Below are 19,817 nucleotides of genomic sequence, written 5' to 3'. Positions count from 1 at the left end.
GGATATGCAACTAAAGGGGATGAGCACATGCTTAGCGAACAGGAATTGGAAAAAAGTCCGCTGTTTCACGACATCAGCTATCAGGATTACCGAGAGATTTTGTCCTGTTTTCAGGCGGTCCAGCGGTCCTTCCGGGCCGACGAGCTGATCTATGATTTCTCCTCCGACGCCGTGGGCGTGGTGGAACGGGGCCAGGCGTCCTTGATCCGCATTGACGAGGAGGGCGTGGCCACGGTGCTGGAGGACCTGGGCGTAGGAAGCGTCTTCGGCAAGACCCTGGCCTTCGCCGGGTCCACGGGAGACAGCCTGGAGGTGGTCTGCCGCCGCCCCTGCGACGTGGTGTTTATCGACTACGGCCATATTCTCAGCCGCTGCGGCCACGCCTGCCAGCGGCACAGCATCCTGGTTCAGAATATGCTCCAATTGATGGCGGACAAGGCCCAGGCCCTCTCCCGCCGGGTGGACGTGCTGTCCCGGCGGTCCATCCGGGAGAAGCTGCTGTGCTATTTCCGCCAGCTCTCCCAGCAGTCGGGAAGCCGGACCTTCACCCTCCCCTTTTCCCTCAGCACCCTGGCCGACTACATCGCCACGGACCGCAGCGCCATGATGCGGGAGCTGAAGCGCCTCCGGGAGGAAGGCAGCGTCCGCTCCGACGGGCGCCAGTTCACCATCCGGCAGTGAGGGGACGCCTCCCTCTATTTCAGCGCCGGAAAGGAGTCATTCCTATGGACTACGAGCAAATCCGCGCCTTTCGCAACGAGAAGAATCTCTTCGGCAGAAAACTGGGCATCTACGTGGAGGAGCTTGGCCCCGGTTACGCCCGGGCCACGAAAACCGTGACGGAGGAGGATTTGAACCCCCTTCAAGTTCCCCACGGCGGCGTTTACTTCGCCCTGGCGGACACGGCCTGCGGCTCCGCCATGGCGGCCTATGGGACCATGGCCGTTACCATCAGCTGCTCGTTCAGCTTCTTGAAAAGCGCCCAGGCGGGCGACAAGCTGACGGCGGAGGCCCGGGAGCTTCCGGGCGGGCGGAGCGTCTGCGTGCTGGAGGCCCGGGTCACAGGCGAGGGCGGAGCGCTCTTCGCTGTGGGCACCTTCACCTTCCGGCGGCTGGAAACGCGCATCGAGCCGTAACAAGATACGATAAAGAGGCTGTCAATGACAGCCTCTTTTTTGCGCCCGCGGGCGTTTATCCGATGTAAGGCAGGATCATCGAGGCCAGCAGGGCCACCACCAGCACCACCGCCAGGGTCAGCGCGATGACCCGCTTCAGCTTGCCGTTCATATGGATTCCTCCTTTGTCAGAACTTTGCGGATGCTCTTTTCCGCCTTGCTCCGGGGGAGCATCAGCTCGTGGCCGCAGCCCCGGCAGCGGAGCTTAATATCCATGCCCACCCGCAGGATCTCCCATTGGACGCTCCCGCAAGGGTGGGGCTTTTTCAATTCCACCAGATCATGAAGATGCAGGTCCATCTTGTCCTCCTGTCAACCATTTCGGTTTTCCGCATATATTGATTTATCAACGATAAGGATGCGATATCATGCCGGAAAATAAACTGTACCTGCCGGAGGGCCTCCGCCCTCCCGTCCCCCTCGCCCTCGACCATCTGCGGGAGGCCCTGGAAACCGGGGACATTCTGGAAGCTCCCGTCCAGCGCTGCGGCGTGGACCACACTCTGCTTTTGAACCTGGGCGGCGTCCAGGGCCGCATCCCCCGGGAGGAGGCCGTGGCCCCCTGGATCAGCGGCGCGGACCGGGACATCGCCGTCCTCTCCCGGGTGGGAAAGCCCACCTGCTTCACCGTCACGGCCCTGGAATCCGACGGAAAGGGGGCTCCTCTGGCGCTCCTCTCCCGCCGGGCGGCCCAGGAGCGGGCCATGGCCTATTTCCTGGAGCGGTTGGAACCCGGGGCCGTCCTCACGGGCCGGGTGACCCGGCTGGAGAGCTTCGGGGCCTTTGTGGACGTGGGCTGCGGCATTGTCGCCATGCTGCCCATCGAACATATTTCCGTCTCCCGCATCTCCCACCCCAGGGAGCGCTTTCAGGAGGGACAGAAAATCCTGACGGCGGTATGGTCCCTGGACCGGGAAGCCCGGCGCATCACCCTCACCCACCGGGAGCTGCTGGGCACCTGGATGGACAACGCCAGCCGCTTCCGCCCCGGAGAGACGGTGCGGGGCGTGGTGCGGACAGTGAAGGACTACGGCAGCTTCATCGAGCTGGCCCCCAACCTCTCCGGCCTGGCGGACGCCAAGGAGCGCCTTTCCCCCGGAGACGGGGTCAGCGTGTACATCAAGAGCATCCGGCCGGAGCGNNTGAAAATCAAGCTCCAGGTCATTGAGAAGCTGCCCCCCGCCCCGCCGGAGCCCATGCAGTACCAGATCACAGACGGGAAGCTGGACCGCTGGGTTTACTCCCCGCCGAACTATGAAAAGCCGGTGGTGGAAANGGTGTTCACANCTCCTTCCCCTTGAGCTTTTCCCAATAGGCCTTGGCCGCCTGTTCCGTCTTGTTCTCTCCCCATTCGNAGTACTTCACGCCCTTCAAAGCGTCGGGGAGATACTGCTGGTCCACCCAGTGGCCGGGGAAATTGTGGGGGTAGAGGTAGTGCTGCNGGTTATCAAAGCCGGTGGTGTCGGCGTGGACGTTCTGGAGCTGCCGGGGCACGTCCCCGGTGCGGCCCGCCCGGACGTCCGCCCGGGCCTTCCCGATGCCCTCCACCACGCTGTTGGATTTCGGGGCGGTGGCCAGCAGAACGGCGGCCTGGGCCAGGGGAAGCTGCGCCTCCGGCAGGCCCAGCTGCATCGCCGTGTCCACACAGGCCTTCACAATGGCCACGGCCTGGGGATAGGCCATGCCAACATCCTCGCTGGCGGAGCAGAGCAGGCGGCGGCAGNGCGTCACCAGATCTCCCGCCTCCAGGAAGCGGGCCAGGTAGTGGAGGGCCGCGTCCGGGTCGCTGCCGCGAAGCGATTTCATCAGCGCGGAGGCGATGTCATACATGGCGTCGCCTCCCTTGTCATAGCGCATGNCGCTGCGCTGGGCNANCTGGGCGGCGTCCGCTTTCNAGAGGAAGAGCGTTCCCTTTTTCGGCTGGGCCGCGTGGCTGAGAAGCTCCACGGCGTTGACNGCCTTCNGCACANCCCCGCCGCAGNCGGTGGCGATTTGCAGGGGCAAACCCTCCTCCCACTCCAGGGGCAGGGGCGAGCGCTCCTTCTCAATCTCCAGCGCCCGGAGGACGGCGGGCTCCGCCTCCTCCGGCGGCACGGCCTTGAACTCGAAAACCGTGCTCCGGCTGAGAAGGGCCCCGTAGACATAAAAATAGGGGTTCTCCGTGGTGGAGGCAATCAGAGTCAGCTTGCCGTTCTCCATAAACTCCAGCAGGCTCTGCTGCTGCTTCTTATTAAAATATTGAATCTCGTCCAGGTAGAGAAGCACCCCGCCGGGGGCCAGCAGGGTCCCCACGTCGGCGATGATGTCCTTCACGTCCTGGAGGGAGGCGGTGGTGGCGTTGAGGCGGTAGAGGGCCTTGTGGGTCCGCTCCGCCACGATGTTGGCGATGGTGGTTTTCCCGGTGCCGGAGGGGCCGTAAAAAACCATGTTGGCCTCGGTCCCGCTCTCGATCAGGCGGCGGAGCACCGCGCCGGGGGCCAGGAGGTGCCGCTGGCCCACCACTTCGTCCAAGGTTTTGGGGCGGATCTCATCCGCCAGGGGGCGCTGCATGGCGGTCCCTCCTTTTCTCGTCTTATGGGAAGGGATTATACCACACCCAAGCCAAAGTTTCCAGACGTAGCGGAAAAAATTGTTTTCCCCTGGACAAGCTCCCATATCTTTAGTATAATAAACGCATAAATCGGACGATATTTCTAATAATTGGGACTATCGTCTCTTCCCATTTCCATCCAATGGGCCTACAATAAGCGTAATGATTCTCGAAAATATTTCACCAAAGCGGTCAATTTTTATAACTTGAAAGGAGCGGCTTTTTATGTCCATTCTTGTTTGCGGCGGCGCGGGCTACATCGGCAGCCACACCTGCGTGGAGCTCGTCCAGGCGGGCTATGACATCATCGTGGCGGACAATCTCTACAACTCCAGCGAGGAGGCCATCCGGCGGGTGGAGCAGATTGTGGGAAAGAAGATCCCCTTCATCAAGGCGGAGCTGTGCGATCTGGAGCAGGCGGAGGCCCTCTTTGCCCAGAATCCCGGCATTGACTCCGTGATCCACTTCGCCGGGCTCAAGGCCGTGGGCGAGAGCGTCGCCAAGCCTCTGGAGTACTATTCCAATAATCTTATCAGCACGCTCTACCTCCTCCAGGCCATGCGGAAGCACGGGGTGAAGAACTTCGTCTTCTCCTCCTCCGCCACGGTCTACGGCGACCCCGCCTCCGTGCCCATCCGGGAGGACTTCCCCACCGGCGGCACCACGAACCCCTACGGCACCAGCAAGCTCTTCCAGGAGAAGATGCTCATGGACATCTGCGCCGCGGACCCCACCCTGAATGTGGCCCTGCTCCGCTATTTCAACCCCATTGGAGCCCATGAGAGCGGCCTCATCGGCGAGGACCCCAACGGCATCCCCAACAACCTGGTGCCCTATATCGCCAAAGTCGCCGTGGGCCAGCTGGAGAAGGTCCACGTCTACGGAAACGACTACGACACCCCCGACGGCACCGGCGTGCGGGATTATATCCACGTCGTCGACCTGGCCAAGGGCCATGTGGCGGCGCTGAAAAAGCTGGAGCAGAACTGCGGCCTCTTCGTCTGCAACCTGGGCACCGGCAACGGCTACAGCGTGCTGGACGTGCTCCACGCCTATGAAAAGGCCTGCGGCCATGAGCTGCCCCACGTCATGGATCCCCGCCGACCCGGGGACATCGCCCAGTGCTACGCCGACCCCAAAAAGGCCCGGGAAGAGCTGGGCTGGGAAGCGGAGCTTGGCATCGAGGAGATGTGCGCCTCCTCCTGGAAGTGGCAGTCCATGAATCCCAACGGTTACAAGGGATAAGGGAGAGAAAGGGAGAGCGGAAATGAACAAGCCTGTCCTGGTCATCATGGCCGCCGGCATGGGCAGCCGGTACGGCGGCCTCAAGCAGCTGGACCCCGTGGGGAACCACGGCCAGCTTATCATCGACTACTCCATCTACGACGCCCGCCGGGCGGGCTTTGAGACGGTGGTCTTCGTCATCAAGCCCGAGATCGAAGAGGACTTCAAGCGCTGCATCGGCGACCGGGTATCCAAGTCCATGGACGTCCGCTACGCCTACCAGCTCAAGGAGGACCTGCCGGAGGGCTACTGCGTTCCGGAGGAGCGCCGGAAGCCCTGGGGCACCGCCCACGCCGCCCTGGCCGCCCGGAACGTGGTGGACGGCCCCTTCGCCGTCATCAACGCCGACGACTACTATGGACCCGAGNCCTTCCGGGAGATTTACGGCTACCTCTCCGCCCACGCCGACGGAGACGTCTATGAGTACGTGATGGTGGGATACCTTTTGAAAAATACCGTCACGGAAAACGGCACCGTGGCCCGGGGCGTGTGCGAGGAGACGGCGGACAACTTCCTCACCCGTGTCACCGAGCGGACCAAGATTGAAAAAGGCGAGCCCCCCCGCTATACCGAGGACGACGGGCAGACCTGGACGGAGCTGTCCGAAGACACCATCGTCTCCATGAACATGTGGGGCTTCACCCGCAGCTTCCTGGACGAGGCCTGGGCGCGCTTCCCCGCCTTCTTAGACAAGGCCCTGGCGGAGAACCCCGCCAAGGCGGAGTACTTCCTGCCCACCGTGGTCAGCCAGCTCATCGACGAGGGCAAGGCCCGGGTCAAGGTCCTGCGCAGCGAGGACAAGTGGTACGGCGTCACCTACCGGGAGGATAAGCCCACCGTGGTGAGCGCCATCGCCGAAAAGACAGCATCCGGTCTTTACCCCGACCGGCTTTGGGAGGGTTAAGATGAACGCCGCGGAAGAGAGATTGCAGGAAGTCCTGGCCGCCTTTGACTNCGGGGCCCCCGTGGTGGGCGCCCTGCGGTACGGCCAGGGGCATATCAACGACACCTTCGTGGTCCACACCCAGCCGGAGGACCGCTGCTGCCGCCGCTTCATCCTCCAGCGGNTGAGCGCCGCCGCCTTCAAGCACCCCGACGAGCTGATGGAGAACATCATCGGCGTCACCGAGTATCTGGGCCGCGAAATCGCGAAGCACGGCGGCGACCGGAGCCGGGAGGCCATGGAGGTCCTCCGCCCCCGGAATGGCGAGTCCTTCTTCACCGACAGCGCCGGAGGGGCCTGGAGGGTTTACCCCTTCGTGGAGCGCACCATCTGCTACCAGTCGGCGGAATCGGAGGAGCTGTTCGCCGCCTCCGGCCGGGCCTTCGGCCGCTTCCAGCGGCTGCTGGGGGATTATCCGGCGCAGACCCTCCACGAGACCATCCCCAACTTCCACAACACCGAGGACCGGCTTCAAAAATTCAAGGCCGCCCTGGCGGCGGACCCCCTGGGCCGGGCCAAGGACTGCGGGCCGGAGATTCAATTTGTGCTGGACCGGGAGGCGGACTGCTCCGTGGCCCTGAACGCCATGCGGGAGGGAACGCTCCCCCTCCGGGTCACCCACAACGACACGAAGCTGAACAATGTCCTCATGGATGAAAAAACCCACGAGGGCCTGTGCATCATCGACCTGGACACCGTTATGCCGGGCCTGGTGATCTACGACTTCGGCGACTCCATCCGCTTCGGGGCCAACCACAGCGCCGAGGACGAGCGGGACCTCTCCAAGGTCAATCTGGACGTGGAGCTCTTCTCCGCCTACACCGCCGCCTTTCTGGAGGGCGCCGGGGGCTCCCTCACCAACGAGGAAANCGACNACCTCCCCTGGGGCGCCAAGCTCATGACCCTGGAGTGCGGCATCCGCTTCCTCACGGACTACATCGACGGCGACCATTACTTCCACATCAGCCGGGAGGCCCAGAACCTNGACCGCTGCCGCANCCAGTTCNAGCTGGTGGCGGACATGGAGTCCCGCTGGGCCGAGCTGGAGGCCATTGTAAAACAATACCGGAAATGAACATACTCTTTGACGAGGAGCGTCTGCGCAAGCTGATCGCCAACCTCAACATCCTCACCGGCGTGCCCGCCAACATTCTGGACCTGTCGGGCCGGGACATCAACCTCTTCCGGGGCCATCCCCCCTTCTGCCGGGCCATCAACGACCTGNCCGAGGGCCACGNGCGCTGCGTNGCCTGCGACCGCTGCAAAATTCAGCATTATCAGGCGGAGAGCGGCTTTCAGCACTACCGCTGCCACGCGGGCATCTGCGAGGCCGTCATGCCCCTTTACAGCAAGCAGAACCCCGTGGCCTACCTTGCCGTGGGCTGCTATCTGGATGATTCCCCCATGGAGGAGCAGTGGGAATACACCCGCTCCCTGCTGGACTGGTGGCCCGACGGCCCCGACGCTTTGAAGGACGCCTTCTTCCAGTTCCGCCGGTACTCCAAGGCGGAAATCCAGGCCTACACCGAAACCCTGGAGGCCCTGTCTGCCTACATCCAGCTCAAGGGCATGATTTTAACGGCGGAGCAGACGGACCTCCAAAAGCTGGAGCTGTATCTGGAACAGCACTATATGGACAAGCTCTCCCTGGAATCCATCTCCCAGCAGCTCCACATCGGCCGGACCAAGCTCTGCTCCCTGGCNAAGGAGCTCTCCTGGGGGCGGACCCTCTCCTANCTGATTACNCGGCNGCGGATCGAGGCCGCCAAGCGTCTGCTGCTCCAGAGCAGCATGCCCATTTCCGCCGTGGGGGAAAAGGTGGGANTCAGCGACTATAACTACTTTTNCAAGGTTTTCCGCTCCGCCACCGGCATGACTCCCAGCGCTTTCCGCAAGAGCTGCCGGGACGCGGCGGCCGCTTCNAATTTTAGTTAATCGTTTACGGAAATCGTACGAACTTTCGTGGTTCGTACGATTTTTCTACAAACTGTACGGAGCCCCCTATTATTTACAAATTCTACAAGTATAATAAGAGTATGAGGGCGGCGTTTGTGAATTTTTCATATCGCATCCCTCACATGTGTATTCCGCACATAAAAATTGTAAAGAGGAGAATGACGATGAAAAAGTTTCTTGCCACTTTGCTTGCTCTTGTGATGGTCCTGTCCCTGGCCGCCTGCGGCGGCGACAAGGGCGGCGAGACCACGCCCCCGCCCGCCGACACCGGCAGCACCGACGCCCAGACTCCGCCCGCCGGCTCCGGAGACAAAATTGACATCAGCGTCATCGCCGCCGAATACGGCCAGAACACCAAGGAATGGTGGGCCGGCTTCCAGAACGACTTCAACGGAAGCCACGACGGGATCAACCTGAATGTGGAGGTCGTCTCCTAGAACGACATCTACACCGTGGTCAACACCCGGATCTCCAACAATGACGCCCCGGACATCCTGAACATCGATGTCTTCGCCGACTACGTGGCCGACGACCTGCTCCTCCCCGCGCAGGACTACGTCTCCGACGAGACCTACGCCAAGTTCTATGACGCCTTCCTGGAGCAGTCCAACATCGACGGCACCATCTGGGCCATCCCCGACCTGGCCTCCGCCCGCGCCATGTACTACAACAAGGGCATCCTGGAAGCCGCCGGCGCGGAAGTTCCTACCACCTGGGACGAGCTGAAGGACGTCTGCGCCAAGATCAAGGCCTATGACTCCAGCATCTATCCCTGGGGCATCGACATGACCACCGACGAAGGCCAGGCCGCTTTCGCCTACTACATCTGGAACAACGGAAGCGACTTCACCGACGCCTCCGGAAACTGGACCTTGAACGCCGACGCCAATGTGGAAGCGATTGAATACGCCATCAGTCTGGTCAAGGACGGCTACACCAACTCCGACCCCGCCACCGAGACCCGCTATGCCCTGCAGGATCTGTTCGGCGCGGGCAAGCTGGCCATGGTCATCGGCCCCAACTCCATCCCCACCTACATCGCCGACAACTATGCCAAGGCCAATACCCCCGAGGAAGAGCAGATTGACTTTGCCTTTGCGGCCATCCCCACCAACGGCGGCAACGCCTCCGTCTCCGCCGGCGTCATGGACCGGTTCATGTGCTTCGACAACGGCCATTCCGACGAAAAGCTCGAGGCCATCAAGGAGTTCTTCGACTTCTTCTATGAGGACACCCGCTATTCCGACTGGGTGCTGATGGAAGGCTTCCTGCCCGCCNCCTCCGCCGGCGGCGAGATCGTGGCCGCTTCCGACCCCGATATGGCCCCCTGGGTGGACATCGTGGGCTCCTGCAAGTTCTATCCCACCGCCAAGGCCGAGTGGGCCAACGTGAAGCAGGGCGTCATCAATGTGGAGCAGCAGGCTCTGATGGGCGGCAATGTTCAGGAGCTGCTGGATGAGCTCCAGGCCGAGATTGAGGCCGAGGCTGCCGGCTGACGCCTCCAATCGCTTCACCGTTCACCGACATGCCACCGCGGGGCCGGGCCTGAACGGCCCGGCCCCCGTTTTNTTCCAGCCGTTCTCAAAGCGCGGCGGTCCCGCCGGGTTTTGACAGCGGCCGGAAGACGCTTTGATTCTGACTATAGGGAGGTGTCCCCGTGAGTACAAAGACCCCTGCTGCCCCTGCGGCATCCCAGGAGCTGGCCAGGAAGGCCCCACGTTCCTCCAAAAGCAAAAAATTCTTCCGCAAGGTCGAGCCCTACATCTGGATTGCCCCCAGCATCATCCTGATGGCCATTTTCATCGTAACCCCCATTGTCAAGGTCTTCCAGCTCTCCATGAGCAAGGTGACCCGGGCGGGTCTGGTCAAGGGCTACAACAACTTTGAGAACTTCTCCAAGGTCCTTAAAAGCCCCGCCTTTGCCCTGGTGCTGAAAAACACCATCGTCTGGACCATNGCCGTGGTGGTTATCTCCACCGTGCTGGGCTTCATGCTGGCCCTGGTGCTGAACAATAAATTCCGGGGCCGGAAGGTAGCCCGGGCCATCGTGGTCTTCCCCTGGGCCACCACGCTGGTCATTCAGGCCAGCGCCTGGAACTTCATCATCAACAAGGACTACGGCACCTTAAACACCCTGCTGATGAAAATCGGCCTCATCAGCGCCCCGGTGAACTGGACGCCCACCCCGGGGGNCTACTTCGCCTGGGAGATCGCCTGCGGCATTTTCGTCACCATTCCCTTTGTCACCTTCTGCGTGCTCTCCGGCCTCCAGAGCATCGACGCGTCCTATTATGAGGCCGCCACCGTGGACGGGGCCGGGTACTTCCAGAAGCTCTTCAGCATCACCCTGCCCCTGGNGAAGTCCTCTTTGACGGTGGCCACGGTGCTGAACATCATCTACGTCTTCAACTCCTTCCCCATCATCTGGACCATGACCAAGGGCGACCCGGCCAACCNCACGGACACCCTGGTCACCTACCTCTACAAGCTGGCCTTCTACAACGGCAAGCAGGGCGAGGCCTCCGCCGTCTCGGTTATCGGCTTCCTCATCCTGCTGGTCTGCGCCAGCGTCTACATGATCTACACCCTGCGGAAAGGAGATGACGATTTATGAGCCAGCCCGTGAATACCGTGAAAAAGCCGGTTTCCATAAAGAAAACCATTCTGCGCGTCCTGCTCTACTTCGTCGTCCTGGACGTGTGCGTCATCACCCTGNACCCCTACTTCGCCATGCTGTGCACCGCCTTGAAAAACCGGGTGGAGATCTTCTCCGGCGGCACCGTCCTGCCCGTCGTGCCCCTGTGGTCCAACTTCATCGACATCTGGAGCCGGGCTCCCATGGCCAAGTACATGCTGAACTCCGTCCTCATCGCCGGCGGGTCCACCATCATCGCCATGCTCTGCGGCATCCCGGCGGCCTATGCCCTGGCCCGGATGAAGTTCAAGGGACAGACCGCTTTCCTGGGCTTCGTCATTGTTTCCCAGATGTTCGCCCCGGTGGTGCTGCTGATCGGCATCTACCAGGTCATGCAGCGCCTGGGCCTGACGGACAACATTTTGGGGCTCATCTTTATCAACGCCGCTTTCAACCAGGCGTTCACCATNNGGCTGCTCCGGGGCACCTTCATGGGCATCTCCGCAGAAATGGAACAGGCCGCCACCATCGACNGCTGCACCCGTGTCCAGTCCATGATGAAGGTGCTGCTCCCCGTGGCGGCCCCCGGCATCGTCACCACGCTGATCTTCATCTTCATCAACGCCTGGAACGAGTACACGGTAGCCCTGTGCCTCATCTCCACCGACGACNATAAGNCCCTGACGGTGGGTATCAATACCTTTAACGGGTATAATATGATCGAGTGGCAGTANCTGTTCGCCGCTTCCATCTTCGCCATCATCCCCGTGGTCATCCTGTTTATGTGCATTGAGAAGAACCTGGTCAGCGGCCTCGCCTCCGGCGGAGTAAAAGGCTGATACTTTTTCTCGAGAGAAAAAGTATCCAAAAAGAGCTTTCGCTCGCTCTGATAGTCTGGCAATCCACCTGGCCGAAGCGACGGCAACATAGAATTGCGTTATAGAACCTTGTTTTTGAAACTGGAAAGGAGAAATGCCATTATGAGAATCTTTATCGAGAAGGACTACGACGCCATGAGCCGCCGGATGGCCCAGATCATCGCGGCGGAAATCACCCACAACCCCGCCTGTGTGCTGGGCCTGGCCACCGGCTCCACCCCCGAGGGGGCCTACAAGTATCTGGTGGACTGGCACAAGCAGGGCTGCCTGAGCTTCCAGGACGTGCTCTCCGTCAACCTGGACGAGTACGTGGGCCTGGCCCCCACCCATGACCAGAGCTATCGCTACTTCATGCAGAGCAACCTCTTCGACCATGTGGACATCGTCCCCGAGAACACCCGGGTGCCCGACGGGTTGACCAAGGACCCCGCGGCCTTCTGCGCGGAGTACGACGCCTATATCCGCTCCCTGGGCTATGTGGACCTCCAGCTCCTGGGCATCGGCCGGAACGGCCACATCGGCTTCAACGAGCCCGGCGACTGCTTCGTCAAGGAGACCCATGTGGTGGACCTGGCGGAAAGCACCATCGACGCCAACGCCCGCTTCTTCGCCACCCGGGACGACGTGCCCAAACAGGCCATCAGCATGGGCATCGGGGCCATCATGGGCGCCAAGAAGGTTCTCCTGGCCGCCAGCGGCGCGGAGAAGGCCGACGCCATCCTGGGCTCCATCTGCGGGGCTATCACGCCCCACTGCCCCGGCTCCATCCTCCAGCTCCATCCCAACGTGGCGGTGGTCGTGGACGAGGTTGCCGGGAGCAAGCTGAAAGCCGCCGGGGTAAGCGTATGCGGATAACCGGCGGACAGGTCTTTGACCTGGAACAGGGCTTCACCGCCCGGGATCTCTGCACCGACGGGGCCCTGATCTCCCATGTCAGCGGCGATGGGGACGTTTTGGACGCCTCCGGGTGCTACGTCATCCCCGGCCTGGTGGACGTGCATTTCCACGGCGCGGTGGGCGAGGATTTCAGCGACGCTACCCCGGAGGGGCTGCAAAAAATCGCGGACTACGAGCTTAGCCAGGGCGTGACCTATATCTGTCCGGCGGGCATGACCCTGCCGGAGGACCAGCTGACCGCCATCTGCAAAACCACCGCCGCCCACCGCAGGCAAAATTCCGGCGGCGCGGAGGTGGTGGGGGCGCACCTGGAGGGTCCCTTCCTCTGCATGGCCAAGAAGGGCGCGCAGAACGGCGCGTTCCTCCACGACCCCGACGTCCCCATGCTGGGGCGCCTCCAGGAGGCGGCGGAGGGCTGCGTGAAGCTGGTCACCGTGGCTCCCGAGCAGCCCGGCTCCGTTGAATTTATCAAGGCGGCAAAGGACCTGGGGGTCCATGTCTCCGTGGGGCACACCGTGGCGGACTACGAGACGGCCAAAACCGCCTTTGAGGCGGGGGCGGACCATGCNACCCACCTCTATAACGCCATGCCGCCCCTGGCTCACCGGGACCCCGGCGTCATCGGCGCGGCCTATGAGGTCCCCTCCGTCATGCCGGAGTTGATCTGCGACGGCATCCACATTCACCCGGCGGTGGTGCGCCTCACCTTTGGCCTGTTTGGAAAAGAGCGGATGATCATCATCTCCGATTCCCTTCGGGCCACGGGCATGCCCGACGGCGAGTATCCCTTCGGCGGGCAGATGATCGAGGTTCACGGCAACCGGGCCACCATCCTGCACCACCCGGAGACTCTGGCGGGCTCCGTCACCAGCCTCATGGGCTGCCTGCGCCAGGCCATCGCCTTCGGCATTCCGGCGGCGGACGCGGTGCGGGCCTGCACCTATAACCCCGCCCGCTCCATCGNCATCGAGGANCGGACGGGNACCCTGGACGCGGGCAAGGAGGCCAGCATCGTCCTGCTGGNCCAAAAGGACCTGTCCATCCGCAAGATTCTCTTCAAGGGCCAGGCCGTCACGGCCTGAGTTCCGGGCTCAACGTTGGACTTGGCGGGATACCCGCCTNTCCATAAAATCAACGGGCCGGGCGGCGACTCCATTTCCATCGTCCCCGGCANCAACNAAAAAGGANGAATNCCCCGCTTTCACTTGCGGTGCGGCAGTGTGGAGACCTGCCGTAATGCCCGCGGGAACGCGCTTCCCGGGGCGAGGCGGAGACGGCGGAGGCCGCTTCGTCAAAGTGAGTACGCTATGGCAACTCTGAACCTCAAGAGCATCAAGAAAATCTACCCCCACAGCGGCGACCAGAAAAAAAACAAGAAAAAGGCGGCGGACCCTGAAAAGAAGGTCAATCTCCAGGTGACGGACAAGGGCGTCGTGGCGGTGCAGGAGTTCAACCTGGACATCGCGGACAAGGAATTCATCGTCCTGGTCGGCCCCTCCGGCTGCGGAAAGTCCACCACGCTGCGGATGGTTGCCGGCCTGGAGGAGATTTCCGAGGGCGAGCTGTACATCGACGGCCAGCTCATGAACGACGTGGAGCCCAAGAACCGGGACATCGCCATGGTCTTCCAGAGCTACGCCCTCTATCCCCANATGACGGTGTATGAGAACATGGCCTTCCCCCTGAAGCTCCGCAAGGTGCCCAAGGATGAGATCGACAAGCGGGTCAAGGAAGCCGCCGAGATCCTGGACATCNCCCAGTACCTGGACCGCAAGCCCAAGGCCCTCTCCGGCGGCCAGCGCCAGCGCGTCGCCATCGGCCGCGCCATCGTCCGGGAGCCCAAGGTGCTGCTGATGGACGAACCCCTGTCCAACCTGGACGCCAAGCTCCGCAACCAGATGCGCGCCGAGATTATCAAGCTCCGGCAGAAAATCAACACCACCTTTATGTACGTCACTCATGACCAGACCGAGGCCATGACCCTGGGCGACCGGATTGTTATCATGAAGGACGGCTGGATTCAGCAGATCGGCACGCCGCAGGAGGTCTTCGACCATCCCGCCAACCTCTTCGTGGCCGGATTCATCGGCACGCCGCAGATGAACTTCTTCGACGCCAAGCTCTTGAAGGAAGANGGCAAATACAGCGTCTCCGTGGGCGGCATCAAGGTGGATCTCTCCGACACGAAGCAGAAGGCCTTGGCGGCCAAGAACGTGGGCTCCCAGGCCATCACCCTGGGCGTGCGGCCCAGCCACATCACCCTGGGCGACGGGGCCAACACCCTGACGGCCACGGTGGACGTGTCCGAGATGATGGGCAGCGAAGTCCACCTCCATGCCAACGCCGAGGGACGGGACGTAGTGGTCATCGTGCCCACCCTGGACCTCTCCAGCGTCAGCTTCGCTCCCGGCACCGCCATCCACCTCAGCTTCGACGGCAGCGTCTGCCATCTCTTCGANAGCGAGGGCAAGAACCTGGAATTCTAAGCGCCTTTGTTTTTAGAAAGCCGGTACGGATTTTCCGTACCGGCTTTTTGCAAAAAGATTGATTTTTTCCCCGGTTTCCTGTAAACTAATGCTTGTCCCAAAAATCTTACCAACAGGAGGCGCTCTATGAAAGAGCTTTTTCTTCTGGCCGCCGTCATCTGTTTCGGCATGGCCATTCTGAAATTCTTTTCCGCCCGGATGGACCGCTCCGCTCCCGCTTCCCAGGACGCCGGAACATCCCGGAACGTCATCAGCGGCGAAGAGGCCAAGGAGCGGCTGGAAGCCAATCCGGACGCCATTTTGCTGGACGTGCGGACCCAGGAGGAGTACGACGGGGGCCACATTCCCGGCGCGGCGTGCTTTCCCAATGAGGACATCCTGCCGGAATTCCCGCTCCCCTTTGAGAAGGACGCGGAAATCCTGGTCTACTGCCGCTCCGGCCGCCGCAGCGCCGAGGCGGCGGAGAAGCTGAAGCACATGGGCTATACCAACGTGGCCGACCTTGGCGGCATTGTGAACTGGCCCTATGAAACCACCACCGATTGACTAAGAAGAGCCGCGCCGTAGGGCGCGGCTCTTCTTTCGGGTTCAGTCCTCCGGTACGGCGTAGATGCCGTAAACAAAGAGATCGTCCGGCCCCGCCAGCTCCGGCAGGACGGTCATATCCCCGTCCCCGGTCCACTCCACCTTCAGCTCTCCGGTGTGGAGCCGGTAAGTCTGCGTTTTTTCCGTTCCATCGCCGGAAGTTACCGTCACCGTCAGCAGCCCGCCGTCGAAGAAGTCCGCGTCCATCTGGGCCTCGATGCTGATGCCCAGGCCGGTAGGAGCCATCTCCTCCGGAGACACCCAGAAGCCATATCGGGCATCGGGGTCGTAATCCTCCTCCACGCCGGTTCCCAACGCGGTCATTTCCGGCATATCCCAGACCCCGTCGTCCCGCTGGCTGATGGCGGCGGGGGCAATCCGTCCCTCCGCCATGGCTTGCCGGTACTCCGCCAGCTGCTCGTCTGTCAGGTTCTCCCGGATTTGGTAGCGGTACAATCCACCCCGGTCAATAGAAAGGGATACCTTGGCAATATTCTCCCCGGTAACTTGGAAGAGACAGCCGGTAAAGTCGCCGAATTCCGGTGTGGTGCAGCCCTCGCCCACCGAGAACGCGATGCTGCCGTCCGGCGCAGGACCGTAGGTCGTATCGGTTCCCGCGGCATAGGCCGTCAGGCCGAAGGTGGGCACCAGGATTTGGGCCGGCGGCGTCTCCTCCAGCCCGGTGTTTCCGGGGGTCCCGGGCGCTGCTGTAGGCACGGGCCGGAGGGAGAAGCCTCCCAGCACCAGAGCCAGGGCGCAGACGGCGCAGACCGCCGTCCGCAGGAGGACCCGCGTCCAATTCCTCGGCGCCGCAGCGGCTGTAAACGCCGTTTTTGTCCGAGGGCGTCCCCAGCCTTGCCGTTCCCGGCAGGGGGACGCTTCCGCTGTCCGGCGGCGGGCCTCGAAAAGCACCTGGTCATTCAGCCCGGCGGGCGTATGGATACGTTCCGTCAACTTCCGATAGCGATTTTCCATCGTCAAAACCTCCCAATAAGTCCTTCAGCTCCGCCCTGGCCCGGCGGAGGCGGCTGCGCACCGTGGCCGCCGGGACGCCCAGCAGGGCCCCAATCTCACCGCTCTCATAGCCCTCGCCGTAGAAGAGGTGGACCGCCGTCCGCAGCTTCTCCGGCAGACGCCCTACCGCGTCCCACAACTCCGCCGCCTCCTGGTCCACAGGCCGGGCCATGNCCGGCACCTCGTCCAGGGATATCACTCCTCCCCTTCTCCGGCGGGCCCGCCCTAGGTCGGCACAGCGGTTCAGCGCCGCCCGAATCAGCCAGGCTTTTGTCCGTTCGCCGTCCCAGCCGCCGGCCCGCTGTTCCAGCAGGCGGAGGAACACGTCCTGATAAACGTCCTCCGCGTCGGCGGCGTTTTGCAGCCGGCACAGAGCCAGGCGGTACACCGTGTCGCCATAGGTTTTCATGGCATTGCTCAATTCCTGCTCCGTCAAGGCAATGCCTCCTTTCCTTGGTCTGAAAAGCGCCTTTCACTCATAACACGTTTGGGGAAGCCCTTCTGTTCACTCCGATGAAAAAATTTTTCCCATTAAAACGGGCGGACGCTTTGCGTCCGCCCGTTGTCTCTCTTTCCGTATTTCCGCCTTATACGTTGAACCGGAAGTAAATCATATCGCCGTCCTGAACCACGTACTCCTTGCCCTCGCTGCGGAGCAGGCCCTTTTCCCTGGCGGCGGCCACGCTGCCGCAGGCCTCCATGTCGCTGTAGGCGATAACCTCCGCCCGGATGAAGCCCCGCTCGATGTCGGAGTGGATCTTCCCCGCGGCCTGAGGGGCCTTGGTGCCCTTTTTGATGGTCCAGGCCCGGCACTCGTCCTTCCCGTAGGTCAGGAAGGAGATGAGGCCCAGCAGCGTATAGGAGCATTTGATCAGCCGATCCAGGCCGGACTCCTCCACGCCGATCTCCGCCAGGAACATCTGCCTCTCCTCGCCCTCCAGCTCCGCCACGTCCTGCTCCAGCTTGGCGCAGATGGGCAGGACCTGGCTGCCCTCGGCGGCGGCAATCTCACAAACCTGCTGATAGTACTGATTCTGCTCCAGGCGGGAAAAGCCGTCCTCGTCAGTGTTGGCGGCGTAGATCACGGGCTTGAGGGTCAGCAGCTCGCTGGTCCGCAGCAGCGCGGCGTCGTCCGCGTCACAGTCGAAGGTCCGGGCAAGCTTCCCCTCGTCCAGGTGCTTCTGGAGGGCGGTGAACAGCTCCACCTCATGGGCGAATTTCTTGTCCCCCTTCAGGGCCTTTGTTGCCTTCTCCACCCGGCGCTGAACCATCTCCAGGTCCGCCATCACCAGCTCCATGTTGATGATGTCGATGTCCCGCCTGGGGTCCGTGGAGCCCTCTACGTGAATGACGTTTTCGTCATCAAAACAGCGGACCACATGGACCACCGCGTCGGTCTCCCGGATATTGGCCAGGAACTTGTTCCCCAGGCCCTCGCCCTTGCTGGCGCCCTTCACCAATCCCGCGATGTCCACGAATTCAATGACCGCCGGGGTCTTCTTGTCCGGTTCGTACATCTCCGCCAGCTTGTCCAGCCGCTCGTCGGGGACGGCCACCATGCCCACGTTGGGGTGGATGGTGCAGAAGGGATAATTGGCGCTTTCCGCGCCGGCGTTGGTGATGGCGTTGAACAGAGTGGACTTTCCAACGTTGGGAAGCCCCACGATGCCTAATTTCATTTTTCTCCCTACCTCCTGATTTTTCAAGGGTTTCAAGACTTTCAAAGTGGTCTCCGCCACATTACGGGCCTTTTGCTACTGCCAACCCATTTTTTGAGTTGCCCTTGCTCAAAGAGCCTGATGCCCATTTCCGTACTATCATCTGTGACATGGACATATCTGTCCACTGTCGTTTTCAGACTGGAATGATCGAGGAGTCTTTGCAAGGTTTTGGGCTGCATCCCGCTTTCGATAGCCCGGGTGGCATAGGTGTGGTGAAGGGTGTGCATACAGAGCCGCTTAATACCAGCCTCATCACAGAGGTTATACAAATGGGTATCATAGAAGCTGTTCTTGTTTGGCATACCCGTGCGGAAGTTAATAAAAACAAGGTCTTTCATATTGAAACTCTTTTTCTGTTTTGGATCCTTCCGCTTGTCTGCGTACTCCAAAACGGTGTCCAGTTCGGGGGACTGCTTGCGGGTATCCTTCGTGGCATAGGCCTCTCTCAAGATTTCATATGCCCTGCCCGTCAACGGAATGGTGCGATAACTCGTTATTGTCTTGGGAGGTCCGGCAACCCAAAACTGCTGTCGTTTGTAGCGGAATTCCATCGTTTTCCGAATAGTCATCATCCACCTCTCCCAGTCAACATCGTCCCATGTCAAAGCGAGCATCTCACCCGTTCTCAACCCTGTTTCCAGCAAAAAGGCGTACTGATAATAATTGTGCGACCTCCTTGCGACATCCAAGAACTTCCTTTGCTCCCCTGCGGCGAGAACCTTCAGGTCATCCACCGCTTTTGTGCTCTTGGAGAATTTCACGCCGTCCAGCGGGTGAACCTTGATCTAGCCGTTCAGCTTGGGAGACTTAAGGATAGTTCCAAGTGTGATATATGCTTGGTAAATTGTAGACCAAGCATATTTGTCGTCTATGCTGTTCAGAATTTTAGTACAGTGCATGGGCTTCACATTTTTGAGCTTCATTCTGCCAATCTCAGGCTGGATATTCTGGTAATACCGCTCGGCATAGTTTCTCCGAGTATTTGTTGCCAAGTCCTTGATAAGCTCTATATGCCAGAACTTAAACCATTCGTCAATGCTTATATCCTCAGCGTCTATGCCGCCCCCGAACTCGTCCTGATGACGCATTTCATACAGCCATCTGTCGGCTTTAACCACGGTATCAAACCGCCGCTGATGCCGTTTGCCAGCCTTGTCAACAAAGCCGGCTATAAATTTTCCATCATCCTTCCTCTGCGAAATACCTTTGGGAAGTTTTTTGCCCTTGATATATTTACCAATAGGGAACTCCTTTCTATGTTGGAAGGAGCCCCTGCAACACACCTATTGTATCACAGAGGCCCCAGTCAGGCAAGAATGAAGTTATGTTCAGATCACAAAACTTGTACGAATGAACTCCCCAAACTCCCTGCGTTTGACAAGTTTCTTGTTCGGCCCCACATAGAGAACAAATGGGCAGTTGGGGCCTCGGAGCATCGTCTCGATTTTGTTGATGACAATATTGCTGTATGCAGCGGCCTCATACTTTGTCAGGGCGACTTTTTCTTCAATGTAGCACAAAGCGAAAATAAGTGGCAAACTATCATCGTGTGATGAAGGATGAACCACAAATATATCGTGACATTAGCAGAGGAAGAACGGGAAGAACTGCAAGCACTGGTTCAAAAAGGGAAGACCCAGGGATATAGGATCA

General features: G+C 60.9%; 23 protein-coding genes. 15 read left to right on the top strand and 8 right to left on the bottom strand.

All coding sequences use genetic code 11. The features are described from left to right. Nucleotides 1–27 precede the first annotated feature (27 nt). Both JX325_RS01985 and JX325_RS01980 read left to right on the top strand, forming a co-directional pair. A complete protein-coding gene (locus JX325_RS01985) occupies nucleotides 28–681 on the top strand; it encodes a Crp/Fnr family transcriptional regulator (protein WP_204789505.1) in 654 nt (217 codons plus the stop codon). A 44-nt stretch (nucleotides 682–725) separates the two neighbouring features. Further along, nucleotides 726–1,136 carry a PaaI family thioesterase gene (locus tag JX325_RS01980; RefSeq protein ID WP_204789504.1) on the top strand — a complete coding sequence of 137 codons (411 nt, stop codon included), beginning with the start codon at nucleotides 726–728 and terminating at the stop codon, nucleotides 1,134–1,136. A gap of 147 nt (nucleotides 1,137–1,283) precedes the next feature. On the opposite strand, the gene JX325_RS01975 is transcribed toward JX325_RS01980, so the two are convergent. After that, nucleotides 1,284–1,475: a DUF951 domain-containing protein gene (locus tag JX325_RS01975; protein WP_204789503.1), complete on the bottom strand. Its 192-nt coding sequence runs from the start codon at nucleotides 1,473–1,475 to the stop codon at nucleotides 1,284–1,286. A gap of 68 nt (nucleotides 1,476–1,543) precedes the next feature. On the opposite strand from JX325_RS01975, the gene JX325_RS01970 reads away from it, so the two are divergent. After that, nucleotides 1,544–2,476 carry a S1 RNA-binding domain-containing protein gene (locus JX325_RS01970; protein ID WP_204789502.1) on the top strand — a complete coding sequence of 311 codons (933 nt, stop codon included), beginning with the start codon at nucleotides 1,544–1,546 and terminating at the stop codon, nucleotides 2,474–2,476. On the opposite strand, the gene JX325_RS01965 is transcribed toward JX325_RS01970, so the two are convergent. Continuing rightward, nucleotides 2,457–3,725 (bottom strand): replication-associated recombination protein A, encoded by a 1,269-nt coding sequence (locus JX325_RS01965; RefSeq protein WP_204789501.1) that lies wholly within the window; start codon nucleotides 3,723–3,725, stop codon nucleotides 2,457–2,459. The two genes, JX325_RS01970 and JX325_RS01965, sit on opposite strands and share 20 nt — an antisense overlap. 265 nt (nucleotides 3,726–3,990) lie before the next feature. On the opposite strand from JX325_RS01965, the gene galE reads away from it, so the two are divergent. From galE to JX325_RS01910, 12 genes are all read left to right on the top strand, one after another. Continuing rightward, entirely contained in the window at nucleotides 3,991–5,010 is a 1,020-nt protein-coding gene (gene galE, locus JX325_RS01960; RefSeq protein WP_204789500.1) for a UDP-glucose 4-epimerase GalE, read from the top strand. 22 nt (nucleotides 5,011–5,032) lie between these two features. After that, entirely contained in the window at nucleotides 5,033–5,953 is a 921-nt protein-coding gene (locus JX325_RS01955; protein ID WP_204789499.1) for a sugar phosphate nucleotidyltransferase, read from the top strand. Nucleotide 5,954: 1 nt separating this feature from the next. Next, on the top strand, nucleotides 5,955–7,067 hold the full coding sequence (locus JX325_RS01950; RefSeq protein ID WP_204789498.1) for a phosphotransferase enzyme family protein: 1,113 nt from the start codon (nucleotides 5,955–5,957) through the stop codon (nucleotides 7,065–7,067). Beyond that, nucleotides 7,064–7,927 carry a PocR ligand-binding domain-containing protein gene (locus JX325_RS01945; RefSeq protein WP_204789497.1) on the top strand — a complete coding sequence of 288 codons (864 nt, stop codon included), beginning with the start codon at nucleotides 7,064–7,066 and terminating at the stop codon, nucleotides 7,925–7,927. The genes JX325_RS01950 and JX325_RS01945 overlap by 4 nt, the downstream gene beginning before the upstream one ends. A gap of 185 nt (nucleotides 7,928–8,112) precedes the next feature. After that, nucleotides 8,113–8,385: a lipoprotein gene (locus tag JX325_RS17775; protein ID WP_243413869.1), complete on the top strand. Its 273-nt coding sequence runs from the start codon at nucleotides 8,113–8,115 to the stop codon at nucleotides 8,383–8,385. Nucleotides 8,386–8,400: 15 nt separating this feature from the next. Further along, nucleotides 8,401–9,444, top strand: coding sequence for an extracellular solute-binding protein (locus JX325_RS01940; RefSeq protein ID WP_243413868.1), 1,044 nt, complete (start codon nucleotides 8,401–8,403; stop codon nucleotides 9,442–9,444). 161 nt (nucleotides 9,445–9,605) lie between these two features. Beyond that, entirely contained in the window at nucleotides 9,606–10,562 is a 957-nt protein-coding gene (locus JX325_RS01935) for a carbohydrate ABC transporter permease (protein WP_243413867.1), read from the top strand. Then, nucleotides 10,559–11,422: a carbohydrate ABC transporter permease gene (locus JX325_RS01930; protein ID WP_204789496.1), complete on the top strand. Its 864-nt coding sequence runs from the start codon at nucleotides 10,559–10,561 to the stop codon at nucleotides 11,420–11,422. The genes JX325_RS01935 and JX325_RS01930 overlap by 4 nt, the downstream gene beginning before the upstream one ends. Nucleotides 11,423–11,563: 141 nt before the next feature. Further along, nucleotides 11,564–12,316 carry a glucosamine-6-phosphate deaminase gene (gene nagB, locus JX325_RS01925; protein ID WP_204789495.1) on the top strand — a complete coding sequence of 251 codons (753 nt, stop codon included), beginning with the start codon at nucleotides 11,564–11,566 and terminating at the stop codon, nucleotides 12,314–12,316. Further along, a complete protein-coding gene (gene nagA / locus JX325_RS01920; RefSeq protein WP_204789494.1) occupies nucleotides 12,307–13,440 on the top strand; it encodes an N-acetylglucosamine-6-phosphate deacetylase in 1,134 nt (377 codons plus the stop codon). The genes nagB and nagA overlap by 10 nt, the downstream gene beginning before the upstream one ends. Before the next feature lie 225 nt (nucleotides 13,441–13,665). Continuing rightward, on the top strand, nucleotides 13,666–14,844 hold the full coding sequence (locus JX325_RS01915; RefSeq protein WP_204789493.1) for an ABC transporter ATP-binding protein: 1,179 nt from the start codon (nucleotides 13,666–13,668) through the stop codon (nucleotides 14,842–14,844). A gap of 126 nt (nucleotides 14,845–14,970) precedes the next feature. Continuing rightward, complete coding sequence (locus JX325_RS01910) at nucleotides 14,971–15,390, top strand: rhodanese-like domain-containing protein (protein ID WP_204789492.1); 420 nt, start codon at nucleotides 14,971–14,973, stop codon at nucleotides 15,388–15,390. 42 nt (nucleotides 15,391–15,432) lie between these two features. Here the strand turns inward: JX325_RS01910 and JX325_RS01905 are convergent, their stop codons facing one another. From JX325_RS01905 to JX325_RS01885, 6 genes are all read right to left on the bottom strand, one after another. Beyond that, nucleotides 15,433–16,404: a hypothetical protein gene (locus JX325_RS01905; RefSeq protein WP_204789491.1), complete on the bottom strand. Its 972-nt coding sequence runs from the start codon at nucleotides 16,402–16,404 to the stop codon at nucleotides 15,433–15,435. Beyond that, nucleotides 16,346–16,879: an RNA polymerase sigma factor gene (locus JX325_RS01900; protein ID WP_204789490.1), complete on the bottom strand. Its 534-nt coding sequence runs from the start codon at nucleotides 16,877–16,879 to the stop codon at nucleotides 16,346–16,348. Before JX325_RS01900 ends, JX325_RS01905 begins: the two co-directional genes overlap by 59 nt. A 151-nt stretch (nucleotides 16,880–17,030) precedes the next feature. Then, the gene (ychF, locus tag JX325_RS01895; RefSeq protein ID WP_204789489.1) at nucleotides 17,031–18,122 is read right to left on the bottom strand and encodes a redox-regulated ATPase YchF; all 1,092 of its coding nucleotides are present in this window, start codon (nucleotides 18,120–18,122) and stop codon (nucleotides 17,031–17,033) included. Nucleotides 18,123–18,163: 41 nt separating this feature from the next. Next, on the bottom strand, nucleotides 18,164–18,898 hold the full coding sequence (locus tag JX325_RS17770; RefSeq protein WP_243413866.1) for a site-specific integrase: 735 nt from the start codon (nucleotides 18,896–18,898) through the stop codon (nucleotides 18,164–18,166). Nucleotides 18,899–18,949: 51 nt separating this feature from the next. Then, the gene (locus JX325_RS17765) at nucleotides 18,950–19,252 is read right to left on the bottom strand and encodes an N-terminal phage integrase SAM-like domain-containing protein (RefSeq protein ID WP_243413870.1); all 303 of its coding nucleotides are present in this window, start codon (nucleotides 19,250–19,252) and stop codon (nucleotides 18,950–18,952) included. A 240-nt stretch (nucleotides 19,253–19,492) separates the two neighbouring features. After that, the gene (locus tag JX325_RS01885) at nucleotides 19,493–19,702 is read right to left on the bottom strand and encodes an excisionase (protein ID WP_204789488.1); all 210 of its coding nucleotides are present in this window, start codon (nucleotides 19,700–19,702) and stop codon (nucleotides 19,493–19,495) included. Nucleotides 19,703–19,817: the final 115 nt, after the last annotated feature.

The organism is Oscillibacter sp. CU971, from assembly GCF_905219725.1.
Taxonomy (GTDB): Bacteria; Bacillota; Clostridia; order Oscillospirales; family Oscillospiraceae; genus Oscillibacter.
Note: the sequence above shows the minus strand (reverse complement) of the source record. Positions and strands in the feature narration are given on the sequence as shown.

What these genes read in the sequence shown, in the direction of transcription:
- galE (WP_204789500.1), top strand. Translation starts at nt 3,991, where the DNA reads ATGTCCATTCTTGTTTGCGGCGGCGCGGGCTACATCGGCAGCCACACC.
- JX325_RS17765 (WP_243413870.1), bottom strand. Translation starts at nt 19,252, where the DNA reads ATGCGTCATCAGGACGAGTTCGGGGGCGGCATAGACGCTGAGGATATA.
- nagB (WP_204789495.1), top strand. Translation starts at nt 11,564, where the DNA reads ATGAGAATCTTTATCGAGAAGGACTACGACGCCATGAGCCGCCGGATG.
- JX325_RS01985 (WP_204789505.1), top strand. Translation starts at nt 28, where the DNA reads ATGCTTAGCGAACAGGAATTGGAAAAAAGTCCGCTGTTTCACGACATC.
- JX325_RS01910 (WP_204789492.1), top strand. Translation starts at nt 14,971, where the DNA reads ATGAAAGAGCTTTTTCTTCTGGCCGCCGTCATCTGTTTCGGCATGGCC.
- ychF (WP_204789489.1), bottom strand. Translation starts at nt 18,122, where the DNA reads ATGAAATTAGGCATCGTGGGGCTTCCCAACGTTGGAAAGTCCACTCTG.
- JX325_RS01975 (WP_204789503.1), bottom strand. Translation starts at nt 1,475, where the DNA reads ATGGACCTGCATCTTCATGATCTGGTGGAATTGAAAAAGCCCCACCCT.
- JX325_RS01905 (WP_204789491.1), bottom strand. Translation starts at nt 16,404, where the DNA reads ATGGAAAATCGCTATCGGAAGTTGACGGAACGTATCCATACGCCCGCC.
- JX325_RS17775 (WP_243413869.1), top strand. Translation starts at nt 8,113, where the DNA reads ATGAAAAAGTTTCTTGCCACTTTGCTTGCTCTTGTGATGGTCCTGTCC.
- JX325_RS01980 (WP_204789504.1), top strand. Translation starts at nt 726, where the DNA reads ATGGACTACGAGCAAATCCGCGCCTTTCGCAACGAGAAGAATCTCTTC.